20 protein-coding genes are annotated in these 14,251 nt (G+C 74.2%); 10 read left to right on the plus strand and 10 right to left on the minus strand.

Going from position 1 to position 14,251, the window contains the following annotated elements; all coding sequences use genetic code 11:
• Positions 1–25 precede the first annotated feature (25 nt).
• On the plus strand, positions 26–2,161 hold the full coding sequence (locus ACOBQU_RS18485) for an ATP-binding protein (RefSeq protein WP_423628373.1): 2,136 nt from the start codon (positions 26–28) through the stop codon (positions 2,159–2,161).
• 147 nt (positions 2,162–2,308) lie between these two features.
• Complete coding sequence (locus tag ACOBQU_RS18490; protein ID WP_423628374.1) at positions 2,309–2,956, plus strand: TetR/AcrR family transcriptional regulator; 648 nt, start codon at positions 2,309–2,311, stop codon at positions 2,954–2,956.
• A gap of 23 nt (positions 2,957–2,979) precedes the next feature.
• Here ACOBQU_RS18490 and ACOBQU_RS18495 read toward each other — a convergent pair whose 3' ends face one another.
• Together ACOBQU_RS18495 and ACOBQU_RS18500 are read right to left on the minus strand one after the other, a co-directional pair.
• Entirely contained in the window at positions 2,980–4,185 is a 1,206-nt protein-coding gene (locus tag ACOBQU_RS18495; protein ID WP_423628376.1) for a serine hydrolase domain-containing protein, read from the minus strand.
• Positions 4,182–5,738, minus strand: coding sequence for an alpha/beta hydrolase (locus ACOBQU_RS18500; RefSeq protein WP_423628378.1), 1,557 nt, complete (start codon positions 5,736–5,738; stop codon positions 4,182–4,184). The genes ACOBQU_RS18495 and ACOBQU_RS18500 overlap by 4 nt, the downstream gene beginning before the upstream one ends.
• Positions 5,739–5,930: 192 nt before the next feature.
• On the opposite strand from ACOBQU_RS18500, the gene ACOBQU_RS18505 reads away from it, so the two are divergent.
• The 4 genes from ACOBQU_RS18505 to ACOBQU_RS18520 all read left to right on the plus strand — a co-directional run bounded on the left by ACOBQU_RS18505 (position 5,931) and on the right by ACOBQU_RS18520 (position 7,639).
• The gene (locus ACOBQU_RS18505) at positions 5,931–6,146 is read left to right on the plus strand and encodes a hypothetical protein (RefSeq protein ID WP_423628380.1); all 216 of its coding nucleotides are present in this window, start codon (positions 5,931–5,933) and stop codon (positions 6,144–6,146) included.
• A gap of 133 nt (positions 6,147–6,279) precedes the next feature.
• Positions 6,280–6,489 carry a hypothetical protein gene (locus tag ACOBQU_RS18510; protein ID WP_423628382.1) on the plus strand — a complete coding sequence of 70 codons (210 nt, stop codon included), beginning with the start codon at positions 6,280–6,282 and terminating at the stop codon, positions 6,487–6,489.
• Positions 6,486–6,701, plus strand: coding sequence for a hypothetical protein (locus tag ACOBQU_RS18515; RefSeq protein ID WP_423628383.1), 216 nt, complete (start codon positions 6,486–6,488; stop codon positions 6,699–6,701). Before ACOBQU_RS18510 ends, ACOBQU_RS18515 begins: the two co-directional genes overlap by 4 nt.
• Positions 6,680–7,639: a methyltransferase domain-containing protein gene (locus ACOBQU_RS18520; RefSeq protein WP_423628385.1), complete on the plus strand. Its 960-nt coding sequence runs from the start codon at positions 6,680–6,682 to the stop codon at positions 7,637–7,639. The genes ACOBQU_RS18515 and ACOBQU_RS18520 overlap by 22 nt, the downstream gene beginning before the upstream one ends.
• A gap of 272 nt (positions 7,640–7,911) precedes the next feature.
• Here ACOBQU_RS18520 and ACOBQU_RS18525 read toward each other — a convergent pair whose 3' ends face one another.
• The 8 genes from ACOBQU_RS18525 to ACOBQU_RS18560 form a co-directional block, all read right to left on the minus strand.
• Complete coding sequence (locus ACOBQU_RS18525) at positions 7,912–9,057, minus strand: protein-L-isoaspartate(D-aspartate) O-methyltransferase (protein WP_423628387.1); 1,146 nt, start codon at positions 9,055–9,057, stop codon at positions 7,912–7,914.
• Positions 9,057–9,221, minus strand: coding sequence for a hypothetical protein (locus ACOBQU_RS18530; protein ID WP_423628389.1), 165 nt, complete (start codon positions 9,219–9,221; stop codon positions 9,057–9,059). The genes ACOBQU_RS18525 and ACOBQU_RS18530 overlap by 1 nt, the downstream gene beginning before the upstream one ends.
• Positions 9,222–9,632: 411 nt before the next feature.
• Positions 9,633–9,911, minus strand: a complete 279-nt coding sequence (locus ACOBQU_RS18535) for a DUF397 domain-containing protein (RefSeq protein WP_423628390.1) — start codon at positions 9,909–9,911, stop codon at positions 9,633–9,635.
• A 16-nt stretch (positions 9,912–9,927) separates the two neighbouring features.
• On the minus strand, positions 9,928–10,125 hold the full coding sequence (locus ACOBQU_RS18540) for a DUF397 domain-containing protein (RefSeq protein WP_423628392.1): 198 nt from the start codon (positions 10,123–10,125) through the stop codon (positions 9,928–9,930).
• Between the two features lie 16 nt (positions 10,126–10,141).
• Positions 10,142–10,417 carry a DUF397 domain-containing protein gene (locus tag ACOBQU_RS18545; protein ID WP_423628394.1) on the minus strand — a complete coding sequence of 92 codons (276 nt, stop codon included), beginning with the start codon at positions 10,415–10,417 and terminating at the stop codon, positions 10,142–10,144.
• Between the two features lie 21 nt (positions 10,418–10,438).
• Entirely contained in the window at positions 10,439–10,720 is a 282-nt protein-coding gene (locus ACOBQU_RS18550; RefSeq protein WP_423628395.1) for a DUF397 domain-containing protein, read from the minus strand.
• Between the two features lie 21 nt (positions 10,721–10,741).
• Entirely contained in the window at positions 10,742–10,942 is a 201-nt protein-coding gene (locus ACOBQU_RS18555; RefSeq protein ID WP_423628397.1) for a DUF397 domain-containing protein, read from the minus strand.
• Positions 10,943–10,981: 39 nt separating this feature from the next.
• A complete protein-coding gene (locus ACOBQU_RS18560; protein ID WP_423628399.1) occupies positions 10,982–11,833 on the minus strand; it encodes a helix-turn-helix domain-containing protein in 852 nt (283 codons plus the stop codon).
• 151 nt (positions 11,834–11,984) lie between these two features.
• Here ACOBQU_RS18560 and ACOBQU_RS18565 point away from each other — a divergent pair, with 151 nt between their 5' ends.
• From ACOBQU_RS18565 to ACOBQU_RS18580, 4 genes are all read left to right on the plus strand, one after another.
• Positions 11,985–12,344, plus strand: coding sequence for a hypothetical protein (locus tag ACOBQU_RS18565; protein ID WP_423628401.1), 360 nt, complete (start codon positions 11,985–11,987; stop codon positions 12,342–12,344).
• Positions 12,345–12,440: 96 nt separating this feature from the next.
• On the plus strand, positions 12,441–12,887 hold the full coding sequence (locus ACOBQU_RS18570) for an ATP-binding protein (RefSeq protein ID WP_423628403.1): 447 nt from the start codon (positions 12,441–12,443) through the stop codon (positions 12,885–12,887).
• Positions 12,877–13,350 carry a cupin domain-containing protein gene (locus ACOBQU_RS18575; protein ID WP_423628405.1) on the plus strand — a complete coding sequence of 158 codons (474 nt, stop codon included), beginning with the start codon at positions 12,877–12,879 and terminating at the stop codon, positions 13,348–13,350. Before ACOBQU_RS18570 ends, ACOBQU_RS18575 begins: the two co-directional genes overlap by 11 nt.
• Positions 13,343–14,110 carry an SDR family NAD(P)-dependent oxidoreductase gene (locus tag ACOBQU_RS18580; protein WP_423628407.1) on the plus strand — a complete coding sequence of 256 codons (768 nt, stop codon included), beginning with the start codon at positions 13,343–13,345 and terminating at the stop codon, positions 14,108–14,110. Before ACOBQU_RS18575 ends, ACOBQU_RS18580 begins: the two co-directional genes overlap by 8 nt.
• The last annotated feature ends 141 nt before the right edge of the window (positions 14,111–14,251 follow it).

Here is a 14,251-nt window from a genome sequence, read left to right on the forward strand (position 1 = left end):
CACCGACCCGACCCAGGGGGCGAAAGTGACGGAGCTGCCGAAGCCGAACCCACAGCCGAACCCACAGCGGAACCCGGAGCCGACCCCTGAGCGGAACCCGGAGCCGGAGGCGAACCCGGACGCCCCGCCCCACGCGGGCGGCGGCGACGGCCCCGACCTCATCGGCCGCCGCGCCGAACTCGCCGACGTCGCCGCCCGGTTGACCCGGAACCGCCTGGTGACCATCAGCGGCGTCGGCGGCGTCGGCAAGACCCGCCTGGCCCGGCGCGTGGCGGACGACGCGCGCCCCCGCTACCCCGACGGCGTCTGGTGGGTGGAGCTGTCGCCGCTGGAGGACGGCGCCCTGCTGGCGTACGCGATCGCGGAGGCGCTGCCGCTGGTCGACCAGAGCGGGCGGCCGGTGCTCGACGTCGTCGCCGCGTACCTGGCGGGCCGGGAGCCGCTGCTCGTCCTGGACACCTGCGAGCACGTGGCCGAGGAGTGCGCCGACGCGGTGACGGCGCTCCTGATGGCCGCCCCGGGGCTGCGCGTGCTCGCCACCAGTCGGCGCCCGCTCGGCCTGCCGGTGGAGGACGTCGTACCGCTCGAACCGCTGCCGGAGGCGGACGCGCGGGCACTCCTCGCGCGGCGCGCCGAGGCGACCGCGCCGGGCCGCGCCCTCGGCGACGACGAGGCGGCGGCCCTGTGCCGCAGGCTCGAAGGGCTGCCGCTGGCCATCGAACTGGCGGCGGCCCGGCTGCGGGAGCTGCCCCCGGACGAGCTGAACCGGCGGCTCGACGACCGGTTCGACGTGCTCGGCGAGACCCGGCACCCCGTGTACGACGCGGATCCGCCCTGGCACCAGGCGCTGCGCACCGCCGTCGGCTGGAGCCACCAGCTGTGCACGCCCGCCGAGCGGCTCGCCTGGGCGCGGCTTTCGGTGTTCGCGGGGACCTTCGACGAGGAGGCGGCGCGGCGGGTGTGCGCGGACGCGCGGCTGCCCGCCGAGGACGTGCCGGGGCTGCTGGGGGCCCTGGTGCGCGGCTCGATCGTGGAGTGGGTGCCGAGCGGGGCCGCGTCGCGCTACCGGATGCTGGACACCATCCGGGAGTTCGGCGCGTTCTGGCTGCGCGGGCTCGGCGAGGAGGACGTGCTGCGCCGCCGCCACGCCGACCACTGCCTGGCGCTCGCGCACACCGCCGACGCGGCCTGGTCCGGGCCCGGCCAGGAGGCCTGGTACCGCCGCGCCAGCGACGAGCACGCCAACTTCCGTGCCGCGCTGGACTTCTGCCTAGCCGAGGGGAACGGGCGGCGGGCGCAGGAGCTGGCCGGGGCGCTGTGGTTCGTGTGGTTCGCGTGCGGCCTCGCCACGGAGGGGCGCCACTACCTGAACCGGGCCCTGGCCCTGGACGCGGCGACCCGCGGGCACGCGCGGGGCAAGGCGCTGTGGGCCAGCGGCCTCATCGCCCTGAACCAGGGGGACTCCGCCGGGGCGCGCCGCGCCGCCGACGCGCTGCGGGACGCCACGGCCGACGGCGACGATCCGACCGCCGAGCAGGCCGTCGCGTACCTGAGCGGTGCCGCGCTCAGCACCAGCGGGGCGCACACCGAGGCCATCGGCACGTTCGACGCGGTGCCGCGGGCCCGGCCCGCGCACGGCCGCTACGCCGCCGCGTGGGGTCTGATCAGGACCGCCCGTGCCTTCTCGCACGTCTGCCTCGGGCAGTTCGACGAGGCGGCGGCCGTCTCGGCGGAGCTGTGCGCGGAGTGCGCGCGCGGCGGCGAGCGGTGGCTGCACGCGTACGGCGACTACACGCGGGCCCTCGCCGAACTGTCCCGGGGGCGGCCCGCCGAGGCCGTCACGCACGCCCGTGCCGCCGTGCGCGGCAAGCACCGCTTCCGCGACAGCCTCGGCATCGCGCTCTCCCTGGACCTGCTGGCCGCCGCGTCCGTCGCCGCCCGCGACGCCGACCGGGCCGCGCGCCTCCTCGGCAGCGCCGACCAGCTCTGGGCCACCATGGGCAGCACGGCCCGCGTCGGCTCCGAGGACTTCGCCGCCGCGCGCCGCGCCTGCGAGGCCGCCGCGCGGGGCCTCATCGGCGACGAGGCGTACGGTGCCGCGTTCCGCGCGGGGTACGAGGGCGACCTGTCCGCGGTCGTCGCGGAGGCGATGGCGGGATAGGGGCGCGTCCCTCACCCGGCGGTTGCGAGGTGCCGTTTCAGCCCGTCCGGCGTTTGAGGACGAGGCGCGGAGCGCCGACTGCGGGGAGAGGGGCGGAGCCCCAGCCGAGTTACGGGAGAATCGCGGGGGCGAAGGGGGGCGGCGGCGGTGTCCGACGAAGCACGGGGCGCGCGGCGCGCGTACGGCGGCAAGCCCGCCGCGCAACGCCGCGCGGAGCGGCGCGAACGCCTCCTGAAGGCGGGCGCCGAACTCTTCGGCGCCCGCCCCGGCGGCTACCGCACCGCGTCCGTCGCCGCCCTGTGCGCCCGCGCCGACCTGTCCACCCGGCAGTTCTACGAGGAGTTCCGCAACCTCGAAGAGGTCCTGGCCGCCCTGCACGGCCGGATCCACCGGGCCGCGCGGGCCGCGATCACGGCCACGCTCGCCGAGGCGGAGGGCTCCGTACGGGAGCGGGCCGAGGCCGCGTTCCGCGCCTACGCCCGCGTCCTCACCGCCCACCCGCACCTGGTGCGGGTGGCGTTCGCCGAAGCGGCCAGCGTCAGCCCCGAGTTGGAGCGGCAGCGCTTCGAGGCCCGCCAGGGGTGGGTGGACCTGCTGGTCGGCGCGCTGGACGAGGCCGCCGCGCGGGGCGAGATCGGCGCGCGGGACTACCGCGTGGCGGCCCTCGGGTTCGTGGCGGCGGTCAACGGCCTGCTCTACGACTGGACGGTGGGGTACGTGGACGCGCCCCTGGACACCATCGTGGACGAGCTGACGCGGATGTTCATGGGCCTGCTGGAGCCGGGCGGGCCCTGAGGGCGGCGGCCTGAGGGGTGCGCTCAGCCGCCGGTCAGGGCGTTGTCCACCAGGCGGAGCGTCGCCCGTGTCTGGGCGTCCCCGCTGTCCCCCTCCAGCCGCAGCGTGTACGTCGCGCTGGCGACCGCGCGGGAGCCGTCGGGGGTCACCCCGGACTCGGAGACGATGCCGAGGTGCGTGCCGCCGTGGAACCAGATGCCGTCGCGTCCGGCCGCGGTGGGGCGCCAGGCCAGGCCGAGGCCGTAGCGGACGCCCCGTACGGGGATGAAGTCGTCGGCGGGGACGGTCCGCTTCATCGCCGCGAGCTGCGCGGGCGCGAGGAGGCGGCCGCGCATCAGGGCGGTCAGGAAGGCCGTCAGGTCGCGGGGGGTGCTGACGATGCCGCCGTCGGCGCCGCCCCCGGCGGCGAGGCTGGTGTCGGTCAGACCGGTACCGCCGGGGAACTCCGTGTAGGCGGTGGCGGTGGGCTGCGGCACGTACACCGACGTACCCGGGGTGAACGTGTGGCGCAGGCCCAGGGGTTCGATGATCCGGTCGTGGAGGAGTTGCGCCCACGGGTGCCCGGTGGCCTTCTCCAGGATGAGACCGAGGACGACGTAGTTGGTGTTGCGGTAGCCCCAGCGCCGCTCGTCCTCGGGGTGGTCGCGGTCCGGCAGCCAGTCCGGCTCCTTGCGGACGGCGTCCCGCACCTGCTCCTCGGGGGAGGAGGGCGGCCGGAAGCGGCCCGCGCGGTAGCCGTCGGGGGTGAGGTCGGGCACGGCGACGTAGTCGGCGAGGCCGCTGGTCTGGCGCAGCAGGTTGACGACGGTGACGCGGCGCCCGTCGTTGCCGTGCCCCTGGACCAGGCCGGGCAGCCACCGCTCGACGGTGTCGGTGAGCGCGAGCCGCTTCTCGCCGACGAGTTGGAGGGCGAGGGCGGCGGTGAAGGTCTTGGTGTCGCTGCCGATGCGGTAGTACGCGTTCCAGGGCACGGGGTCGGGGCGGTGCACGTCGGCGCGGCCCGCGCGGGCCTCGACGACCCGGCCGCCGCCGGTGCGGAGGGCGGCGAGGACGCCGGTGGCGCCCGCGGCGCGGACGGCGTCGGTGTCGCGCTGGAGGCTGCCGCGCCGGACGGTACCGCTCCGGTCGCCCCCGCGGGCGGGCGCGGCGACGGCCGCGGTGGCCGGACCGGCGACGAGGGACGCCGCGGCGGCCGTGACGGCCGTCCTCCTGCTGAACCGCGCGGTCATCGCGCCACCTCCACGGCCGGGCAGGTCAGATCGCGGTCGGGCAGCTTCCCGCCGCCCAGGTAGGCGTTGACGACGTCGTCGGCGCAGGGCACGGGCGTCTTGCCCTCGGCGCCGCGCCCGTACACGCCGTGGGAGCGGAGGTCCGCGGACAGCAGCCGGGAGCCCTTGAGCGCGCGGTGCAGGGCGAGGGCGCCCTCGTAGGGGACGTTATTGTCGCGGGTGGCCTGGAGCATCAGGACGGGGACGTGGTTGTCGACGATGCGGGTGCCGGGTTCGGCGGGGGCGGCCTTCCAGAACGCGCAGGGCGCCGTCATGTCGTTCGCGAGGGGCCCGAAGACGGGCTGGGTGGCGCGGCTGCGCTGCATGTTCCGCCAGTACGTCTCGGGGTCCTTGGGCCAGCCGCCCGCGGGCCAGCCGCCGTCGCCGCACATGAAGACCGCGCCGCCGACCATGGAGGCCTCCACCTCGGGGGAGCCCAACAGGTCGAGCAGGGCCCTGAGTTCGGGGTTCGGTTCGATGTGCTTGCCGTCGGCGGCGTCGGTGAGGGTGCGGATGGTGCTGGCGAGCGCCGTGTCGTACTCCGCGTGCTGCACGAACTGCCGCAGCAGCAGCCGGATCAGGGGCGCGCCGATGTGCGTTCCGGCGATGCCGACGGGCCGCCGCTCGGCGTGCTTCAGGAGCCGCTCCACGCTCGCGCGCACCTCGGGGGCGGTGCGGCCGAGGCGGTAGGTGCCGTGGCGCCGCGCGGTCCACGCGGCCCACTCGTCAAGGCCCTTCTCCTGCGCGTCGGCCGCGCCCCGGAACAGCCCGTACTGGGTCTTGGCGGGGTCGGTGGACGAGTCGATGACGATCCGGTCCGCGCGCTGGGGGAACAGCTGGGTGAAGACGGCGCCGAGGTCGGCTCCGTACGACGTGCCGTAGTACGACAGCTTCGGCTCGCCGAGGGCGGCGCGGATGGCGTCCATGTCGCGGGCGACGTTGCGGGTGGAGGCGTGCGGCAGCAGCGCGGCGTTGTCGCCGTGCGCGAAGCAGCGCTCGGCGGTGCGGCGGGCGCGGGCGACGCCGTCCTCGAAGTCGCGCCGGGGGGAGGTCCTCGCGCGCGGCGGGTCCTGCGGCCCCGGGTCCCCGCAGGTGATCGGGGTGCTGCCGCCCAGGAAGCGGGGATCGAAGCCGATGAGGTCGTACTGGTCCGCGACGCCCTTCAGGGTGTCCCGCAGGGCGAGGGTGGTGGCGAGGCCGGTGCCGCCGGGGCCGCCCGGGTTGGACAGCAGGATGCCGCGCCGGTGCGCCCGGTCCTTGGCCTTGACGCGGGAGACGGCGAGGTCGATGGTGCGGCCGCCGGGGTCGGCGTAGTCCAGGGGCACGGGGATCGTGGCGCACTCGGCGCCCGCCGCGACCAGTTCCTTCTGCTCGGCGGGGCAGGCGCCCCAGCGGACCGCTGGCGTGGGCGCCGTGGCGTGGGCGGTGGCGGGCACGGCGCCCGCGAGCACTCCGGCCAGTCCGAGGCCGACGGCGGCGGCGCGCCACGGGGGGCGCCGAGGGGGCTTGTGCATGCTGCTGCTCCCAGGGGAGGCGGGGAAACGATCACCAACGACGCTACGGAGGGCGGGAGTTGGCGGCCATGCGGCCACCTGGCCTGCCGGGCCGGGGGTTATCCCCAGGGCAGGTGACCGCGCCCCGCGAAAGCCGCCCGCCCGGCGGCCCGCCGCCCTAAGGTTGGGCTCCCGAGCGCCGAGGAGGGCCGCGTGAGCGACCACGGCAACGCCAGGAACGAGTGGATCGACCCCCGCTACGAGGGCACCGTCACGTTCTACGTCCAGCAGATCCGCCAGGCGGCGTCCCGCCACCGCATCGTGGCCTGCGCCCACTGCCACGGCCTGCGCCTGACGGTCCTCCTGGACCCCGCCACGAAGCACCCGTACCGGGTCCCCTGCTCGGCCTGCGACCCGAGCGGCGTCTGACGCGGCGCCCCCGGGCGGGGCCCGGCCACCGGATGCCGCCTCGCGCGCAAAGCCGCCTTCCCCCTGACCTGCAACTGGTGGACAGTACACCTCAAGCACGGCGGAACCCTGAGGGAGGCAGCCGCATGCATCCGTGCCCGCGCCGGTCCGCGCCGCCGTGATCGCCTACCTCCACGCGTACGGGCTGATTTTCGGTGCTTTCGACTTCGCCCTGGACGGCAACGGGACATGGTGGTTCCTCGAATGCAACCCCAACGGGCAGTGGGCGTTCGTGGACGGTCCCACCAGCCGCGCGGTCACCCGCGCACTCGCCGACACACTCCAGAAGGGCGTACCCACGTGACCTCAAGGCCCGCCCCCGAGATGCTGCGCCAGCGCCTCGCGGAGAGGCTCCGCGACACCGGCTCCCTGCACGACCCGAGGCTGCGCCGTGCCGTGGAGACCGTGCCCCGGGAGATCTTCCTCGGCCCCGCCATCTACCGGCCGAGCGAACCCCCGGCCCCACCACCTGGACCCCCCTGCACCGCGACAGCGTGCCCGCCGGGGAGTGGCTGAGCCTCACGTACGAGAACACGACCTGGGTCACCCAGATCGACGGCGTGCTCGCCGAGGAGGCCAGCGGGCCCCAGCCGGGCGTGCCGAGCTCGTCGTCGACGCTGCCGGGCCTGGTCACGCGGATGATCGAGCTGGCGGGCATCGCGCCGGGGCAGCGCGTCCTCCTCATCGGCACCGGCACCGGGCTGTCCACGGCGTACGTGTGCGAGCTGATCGGCGCCGAGCACACGACCGCCATCGAGACCGACCCGGCCGCCGCCGAGCGCGCCCGCAAGGCGCTCGCCGAGGCCGGGTACGCCCCCACGCTCCTCACCGGCGACGGCCTCCTCGGCCACCCCGACGGCGCCCCCTACGACACGGTGATCGCCTTCTGCTCCATGCGGCACGTGCCGTACGGGCTGCTGCGGCAGATCACCGCCGGGGGGACACTGCTCGTCACCCTCGCCGGGTGGGGCTTCGGGCACGGCCTGGTGCGGCTCACGGTCGACGAGCACGGCGGCGCGTGTGGGCGCTTCCTGCCCGGCAGCGCCCAGTTCATGATCGCCCGTGCCCACGCCCACCCGCCGCGCGGCCCGGTCGAGTGGCTGCCCGGCGAGGCACGGCCCAGCCGCGTCGACCCGGCGCTGCTCGACGACTGGACGGGCCGGTTCGTCGCCCAGCTCGCCGCGCCCTCCGCGGAGCGGGTCGGCGGGGGCGGCACCCAGGTCCTCCTGGACGTCGCCACCGGCTCCCAGGCCCGCACCCGCCCCGCCGACGACGGCTGGACCGTGGTGCAGCGCGGCCCGCTGCGGCTGTGGGACGCCGTCGAGGACGCGGTGGGCCTCTGGCGGGCCGCCGGGTCCCCCCACGTGTCGGAGTTCGGCCTCACCATCACCCCCGCCGCGCAACGCGTCTGGCTCGGCGACCCCGAGGGGCCGGGCTGGAACCTGCCGGTGTGAAGCGCGGGTGCGCACGCTTCACTGGCGGGGGCGCCTTTCGCTGGCGGGGGCGCCTTTCGCTGGCGGGGCGTCCGCCGAGGCTGAGCATCTGGCTGCGGGAATGTGACGCTTTCGGTGCGAGTGTCACAAGTTGGGGGCGGTGTTTGGGGGGTGTCGGATTCGCCTACGGCATCCGCTGCCGGGTCATCTGTGCGGTGCCGGTCTCGACCGGCCGTGGGGACGTCTGCCGTCGCGGATCGCGATACGGACCCGTGTGGCGCGGGGGCCGCCGCTCAGCCGTACGACGCCGTCCACGCGCCGCGCCTGAAGTGGCACACGCCGTCCGGGGTGACCCGCACCCGGCTGCCGTACACGGGCAGGCCGCCCTCGGCGTTGAGCCGGTTCCGGATGCGCTCCAGCGTGGTCCACAGGCGGCGCGGGCCCCCCTGGTGGACCGTGGGCGGGTCGAGCCACGTGGCGCGGGCGCGCGCCCATGAGCCATCGGGGTGGACCAGCCACGCCGTGCGCCGCTCGCCGTCCTCCTCGTAGTACGCCTCGACGCCCCCTGGCTCGGCGAGTTCGAGCATGGCGCGCACGTCCCACGCCTCGGACACGTTCAGGACCGGATAGCGACCGCTGGTCACCTCGTCGCCCTCGCGGTCCCGCACCGCCGTGAACACGCGGTACGCGTCCGCCGGGTAGTCGTCCCCGCTCCGCGCCGCCATGAACCCGGCCCGGTCCCACTCAACGACCCCCCGGGCCCCGCCGTCCTCCTCCTTCGTGGCCGTGACGATCACCGGCATGCGGGCGAGCGTGGTCACCAGGCGGCCACCGGGGCGGAGCGCGCCGAGGGCGCCCGCGAGGTGGGGCAGCGCCACCAGCGACACCAGCCGGTCGAAGCCGCCCGGCAGCGAGCCCATCACGTCCCCGGTGAGCACCCGGGGTGCCATGCCGAGCGCCCCGAGCCGCGCCGCCGCGGCCTCAGTCAGGTACGGGTCGACGTCCACCGCCGTGACGTGCCTCTCCCCCAGCCTGTGGACCGCCAGCGCGGTACTGGCCCCGCTGCCCGCCCCGATCAGGGCGAGGTCCGCCCCGTCGTACAGTTCCGCGTGCCGCAGCATGCGCACCACCAGGCCCGGCATGGTGCTCGACGACGTCGGCCTGCCGGACACCTGCTCGCCGGGCCGCGCGTGGTCGGCGTGCCGGGGCCCGACCCGGGTCACCAGGGACGTGTCCGAGTAGGCGGCACGCAGCCACGCCGCCGCGTCGGCGCTGCCGTCCCGCAGGGTCCACGCACCGCCGTCCGCCCGCTCCCACCACCGCGGCACGAACAGGTGCCGCGGCGTGTCGGCGACGGCGTTCCGCCACCGGGAGACGGGGGACGTGACCTCGGCGGCCAGCCGCTCGGCGTGCCTCTTCCATTGCGTCGGCGCGCTCATCACTCGTACTTCGGGTCGCAGGCCGGTTGCTCCGCGGGCGAACCGTCACCGCCGTCCAGCGAGGGCTTGCGGTCAGGGTCACACGGATCGGCCCTCCCGCGCGCCCGAACCGCGCGCAGCGCCTCCGTCCACGCCTCACCGCCGATGATCGCCGCCAGGTTCATGACGCACGGCGTCACCTCATCCGACGGCAGCACGGCCGCCTGTCCGACTCCGCACCGCCCGCACAGCTCCGCCACGTTCACCCGGGCCCCAGGCGGCGCGGCCCGGCCCAGTCGTCGAGTCCGGTCCGTGCGGATGGCCGTCACGCCGAGGCTTCCAGTTCGACCCGTGCCTCGGCCGCCCGTTGCCCGGGCAGGACCGACACGATGCCGACGCGTACCGGAACACCTCGGCGCACGGCTCAGCGCGGTTCGCCCGCGTGCGCCGATGGCTACCCGGGCACGCCCCACGCCGGGTGGGTCGTCGGCCGCCAGCACACCGTGCGTGCCGCCCGGCCCGGACTCAGCGAAGCAATGCGTGCGGTGGAGCTAGCTGGCAGGCCCCGGTGATCTCCAGCGCGACGGACCTCAGCGTCATGTCCGGATGAGGGCACCGTGTGCGGTGGCGGTCACGAAGGCGGTGAAGGCGGCCGCCGGGACCGTGACGACGGGGCCGTCGGGGCGCTTGCTGTCGCGGATCGCGATGTGCGGGACGAGGGCGGCGACTTCGACACAGTCGCCGCCGGTGGTGCCGCTGTACGAGGACTTGGCCCACGCGGCACCGTTCAGCGGGGCGCACTCCACGCATTCGCCGCCGCCCGAGCCGCTGTACGAGGACCTACGCCACCGTGCGCTTGGTGGGGTTGCGTCCACGACACTCCTCCCTGCCCTAGAGGGCACGTTGCGCGGCGGCGGTCACGAAGGCGGTGAAGGCGGCTGCCGGGATGGTGATGGCGGGGCCGTCGGGGCGCTTGCTGTCACGGATCGCGATGTGCGGGACGAGGTCGGCGACCTCGACACACTCACCGCCGGTGTCTGCGCTGTACGAGGACCTACGCCACTGTGCGCTTGGTGGGGTTGCGTCCACGACTCTTCTCCCTGCCCTAGAGGGCACGTTGCGCGGCGGCGGTCACGAAGGCCGTGAACGCTTCCGCTGCGACGGTGACGACGGGGCCGTCGGGGTGCTTGCTGTCACGGACCGCGATGTGCGGGGCCAGGGCGGCGACTTCGACACAGTGGCCGCCGGTGTCTCCGCTGTACGAGGACTTGCGCCACGCCGCGCCGTTCAGCGGGGCGCACTCGACGCACTGGCCGCTGCCCGAGGCGCTGTGCGACGACTTGCGCCACCGTGCGTTCGTCAGGGTCGGGTTGGTCCTCATGCCGTTCCTCCCGTACGCGGGTTATCGGGTGAGGGCGCCCTTCGCGGTGGCGGTCACAAGGGCGGTGAAGGCATCCGCCGAGACCGTGACGACCGGGCCGTCGGGGCGCTTGCTGTCACGGATCGCGATGTGGGGGGTGAGGGCGGCGACTTCGACACAGTCGCCGCCGGTGTTTCCGCTGTACGAGGACTTGGTCCACTCGGCGCCGTTCAGTGGGGCGCACTCCACGCAGTCACCACCGGTGCTGCCGGTGTACGAGGACTTGCGCCACCGTGCGCTCGTCAGGGTCGGGTTGGTCCTCATGCCGTTCCTCCCGTACGCGGGTTATCGGACGAGGGTGCCCTTCGCGGTGGCGGTCACGAAGGCCGTGAACGCGGCCGCCGGGACCGTGACGACCGGGCCGTCGGGGCGCTTGCTGTCACGGATCGCGATGTGCGGGACGAGGTCGGCTACCTCAACACAGTCCCCACCGGTATCGCCGCTGTACGACGACTTGGTCCACTCGGCACCGCTGAGGGGGCGCACTCGACGCAGTCACCGCCCTTATCTCCGCTGTACGACGACTTACGCCACTCCGAGCCCGTCAGTGTTCGGCTGCTGCTCATAACGCTCCTCCATCACGCGGGCGATGAGTGCCGCAGAATCCTGAACGGATAGTGCGGCAGCCTGCAAGTGATCGTAACGGAGCGAGCCCTCTTTGAGAGCCTGCGGATTGGCCGTCATGTGGCCCTGAATGAAGTCCTCGGTGTACGCGATGTCGGGGTCGTCGTCGAAGCGCAGCAGATTGAACGTCCCTTGTAGCCCCCCATGCACCCCTGCTGTGAAGGGCAGGATCTGCACCTTCACCCACTCCCTCTGATCGTTCACGTGTAGCAGGTGTGCCAGTTGCTCACGCATGACGCGCTTGCCACCAATCTCCTGGTGCAACACGGCCTCACTGAGCACTACCCAGATCAGCGGCGGGTTCTCGCGGTGCAGGACGCGTTGTCGGTCCATTCGTGCCGCCACGCGAGCGTCAAGGTTGTCGTCGGTCGTCACACCGAGCACGGCTCGCGCGTAGGCCTCGGTCTGGAGAAGCCCGTACATCAACTGAGCCTGAAACGAGGAGATGTAGGTAGCCCGCGCCTCCATCTCCGCATACGGCTGGAACCAGCTCGGCAGCTGGCTGCGCAGCACCAGCCCCACCAACCGCGAGAACATCCCATCCGTACAGAGCGCCGCATCCACCCGCTCCGAGAAATCCCTGGTGGGGACCTTCCGGGCGGTCTCGATCTGGCCCACCAGCGACGTGGCGCAGAAGATGCAGGACGCCAGCTCCGCCTGCTTGAGGCCCGCGGCCTCTCTCGCGCGGCGCAGTTCCGCGCCGTAGTAGTCCAGCGGGGACGCGCTGGGGTCGAGATCGCGGATGTTGACCATGATGGGCCGGGTCACCCCCAAGGCACATGCCGTACGGCATGGGATTCAACGTGTCGCCGAGCGTAACGGCGTCGTCGCTCCGGAGTGACGGGAATCACTGAACTGGCCTCCTCTGCCCAGAGGTTGGCGCTCGCGCTGTCACACTGGCGCCATGCGGGAGCCAGAGCGCCGCGCCCGTCCGGCGGACGGTACGCGGGTGACGCACGCGGGGATGCGGGCCATCGTGGCGGGTGGGCACGAGGGGAAGGTGCGCATCCGCCTGGAGGCGGAGGACTACATGCTGCGGCGGAGCCTGCTGGTGGACGCGGCGGAGTTGGAGGCCGTGGACCCGGCGGAGCTGGAGCCGTCGGATCTGGAGGCGTGGACGGTGCCGTTGTGCTCGTCGTGCGGGGGCAGCGGCGCGATCGAGTGGACGGACGACGACGGCTGGCAGCACGAGGCGCCGTGCGAGACCTGCGCGCGGCGGGACGCCGAGGACGATGCCGAGGACGACGTCGGGGAAGACCAGTGAGGAGCGGGCCCGGCGGAGGGGGCGGGCAAACCCACACCGCCCGCCGTGGGGCTCAATCCGTAGCGGTGCGTAATCACTTGACTTCACGCTCGTGACATGAATCACGCAACGGAACTCCTTGACCTGGGAGTTGGCGACAGCTACCGCCTCACCTTCACCGTGGGTGAGCACTCCGTGCGACCGGTGCGCAGGATCCTGCGGATGTACCTGGTCGGCTGGGGCCTCGACGGCCTGCGGGACGCGGCGGAGCTGGCGCTGACGGAACTGGTCACGAACGTCATCCGGCACGTGCCGGACCGCCACTGCTCGGTGCTGATCGCGCGGCGGGAGGGCGGGGTGCGGGTGGAGGTCACCGACGGGTGCCCGGCGCTCCCCACTCCCGTACGGCTGCGCGGGTTGGCCGAACACGGCCGGGGCCTGCTGCTCGTGGACGCGGTGACGGACCGCTGGGACGTTACGGTGCTGCGCGACCGCGCGGGAAAAACCATCTGGTTCGAGTGCGACGACCGAGAAGGAGTGGGAGTGGTGGCCGGTGACCCCTGAGGAACTGATCGCCCGGCACGGGCTCGTACCGCTGGACTTCGAGGGCGGGATGTTCCGGCAGACGTGGGCGGGGCCGGGCGGCGCGGACGGGCATCCGGCGGGGACGGCGATCGTCATGCTGCTCACCTCGCGCCCCGGTGACTTCTCGGCGCTGCACCGCCTCCCCACCGACGAGATCTGGCACTTCTACCGGGGCGACCCGCTGGAGCTGCTGCTCCTCGCGCCGGACGGGACGGACGAGGTGCGGGTGCTGGGGCCGGGGCCCGACGACGCGTTCCAGGTGGTGGTGCGGGCGGGGACGTGGATGGGGGCGCGGGTGCGGGAGGGCGGGGCGTGGTCGTTGTTCGGTACGACGATGGCGCCCGGGTTCCTTGAGCGGGACTACGAGGGTGGGGATCCGGAGGAGTTGGCCGCCCGGTATCCGGGGCGGGCCCAGATGATCAGGAGGCTGTGCCGTGCGTGACCCCCAACTGCCGTCCCTGGAGGGCAAGGTGGCCCTCGTGACGGGGGCGAGTGGAGTGCTCGGCGGCGGTATCGCCCGCCGGTTCGCGGCGGCGGGCGCGGCGGTCGTGCTGCACGCCCACCGGGGCGCGGACCAGGCGCAGGAGGTGGCCGACGCGCTCAAGGCGGCGGGCGGGGACGCCACCGTGGTCACCGCCGACCTGCGGGAGGAGTACGCCTGCCGCCGCCTGGTGGAGGCGGCGCACGCCTGGCGGGGGCGCCTGGACACGCTGGTCAACAACGCCGGGGTGCAGCCCGTGCGGGAGCTGGCCGGGATGACCGCCAAGGAGTGGCGGGAGATGCAGGAGGCCAATGTGACCAGTGCGTTCAGCTGTACGCAGGCGGCGGTCGAGGTGATGGAGCCGGGCGGGTCCGTGGTGCAGATCGCGTCCATCGAGGCGCACCAGCCCGCGGCGGGGCACGCGCACTACGCGGCGTCCAAGGCGGCCCTGGTGATGTTCGCGCGGGGGGCCGCGCTGGAGTACGGGGCGCGGGGCATCCGCGTCAACAGCGTGTCGCCGGGGCTGATCGGGCGGCCCGGGCTCGCGGAGGACTGGCCGGAGGGGGTGGAGCGGTGGGGCCGGGCGGCGCCGCTGGCGCGGTTGGGGCGGCCTGAGGATGTGGGGGCGGCGTGCGTGTTCCTCGCGTCGGAGGCGGCGGGGTGGATCACCGGGGCGGATCTGGTCGTCGACGGCGGGGTGAGCGCGCGCCCCACGTGGTGAACCCTCGCGGGGGGGCGCCCCAATCCCGCCCCTTCACCGAAACCATGGGGCTCCGCCCCCTGGCACCCCCGTAAATCGGCCTGGCGGCCTCGTCCTCAAACGCCGGACGGGCTGAATCATCGCGCTCCGCGCTCGTCCTCA

The sequence above is a fragment of the Streptomyces sp. G45 genome (assembly GCF_049542095.1).
GTDB lineage: Bacteria > Actinomycetota > Actinomycetes > Streptomycetales > Streptomycetaceae > Streptomyces.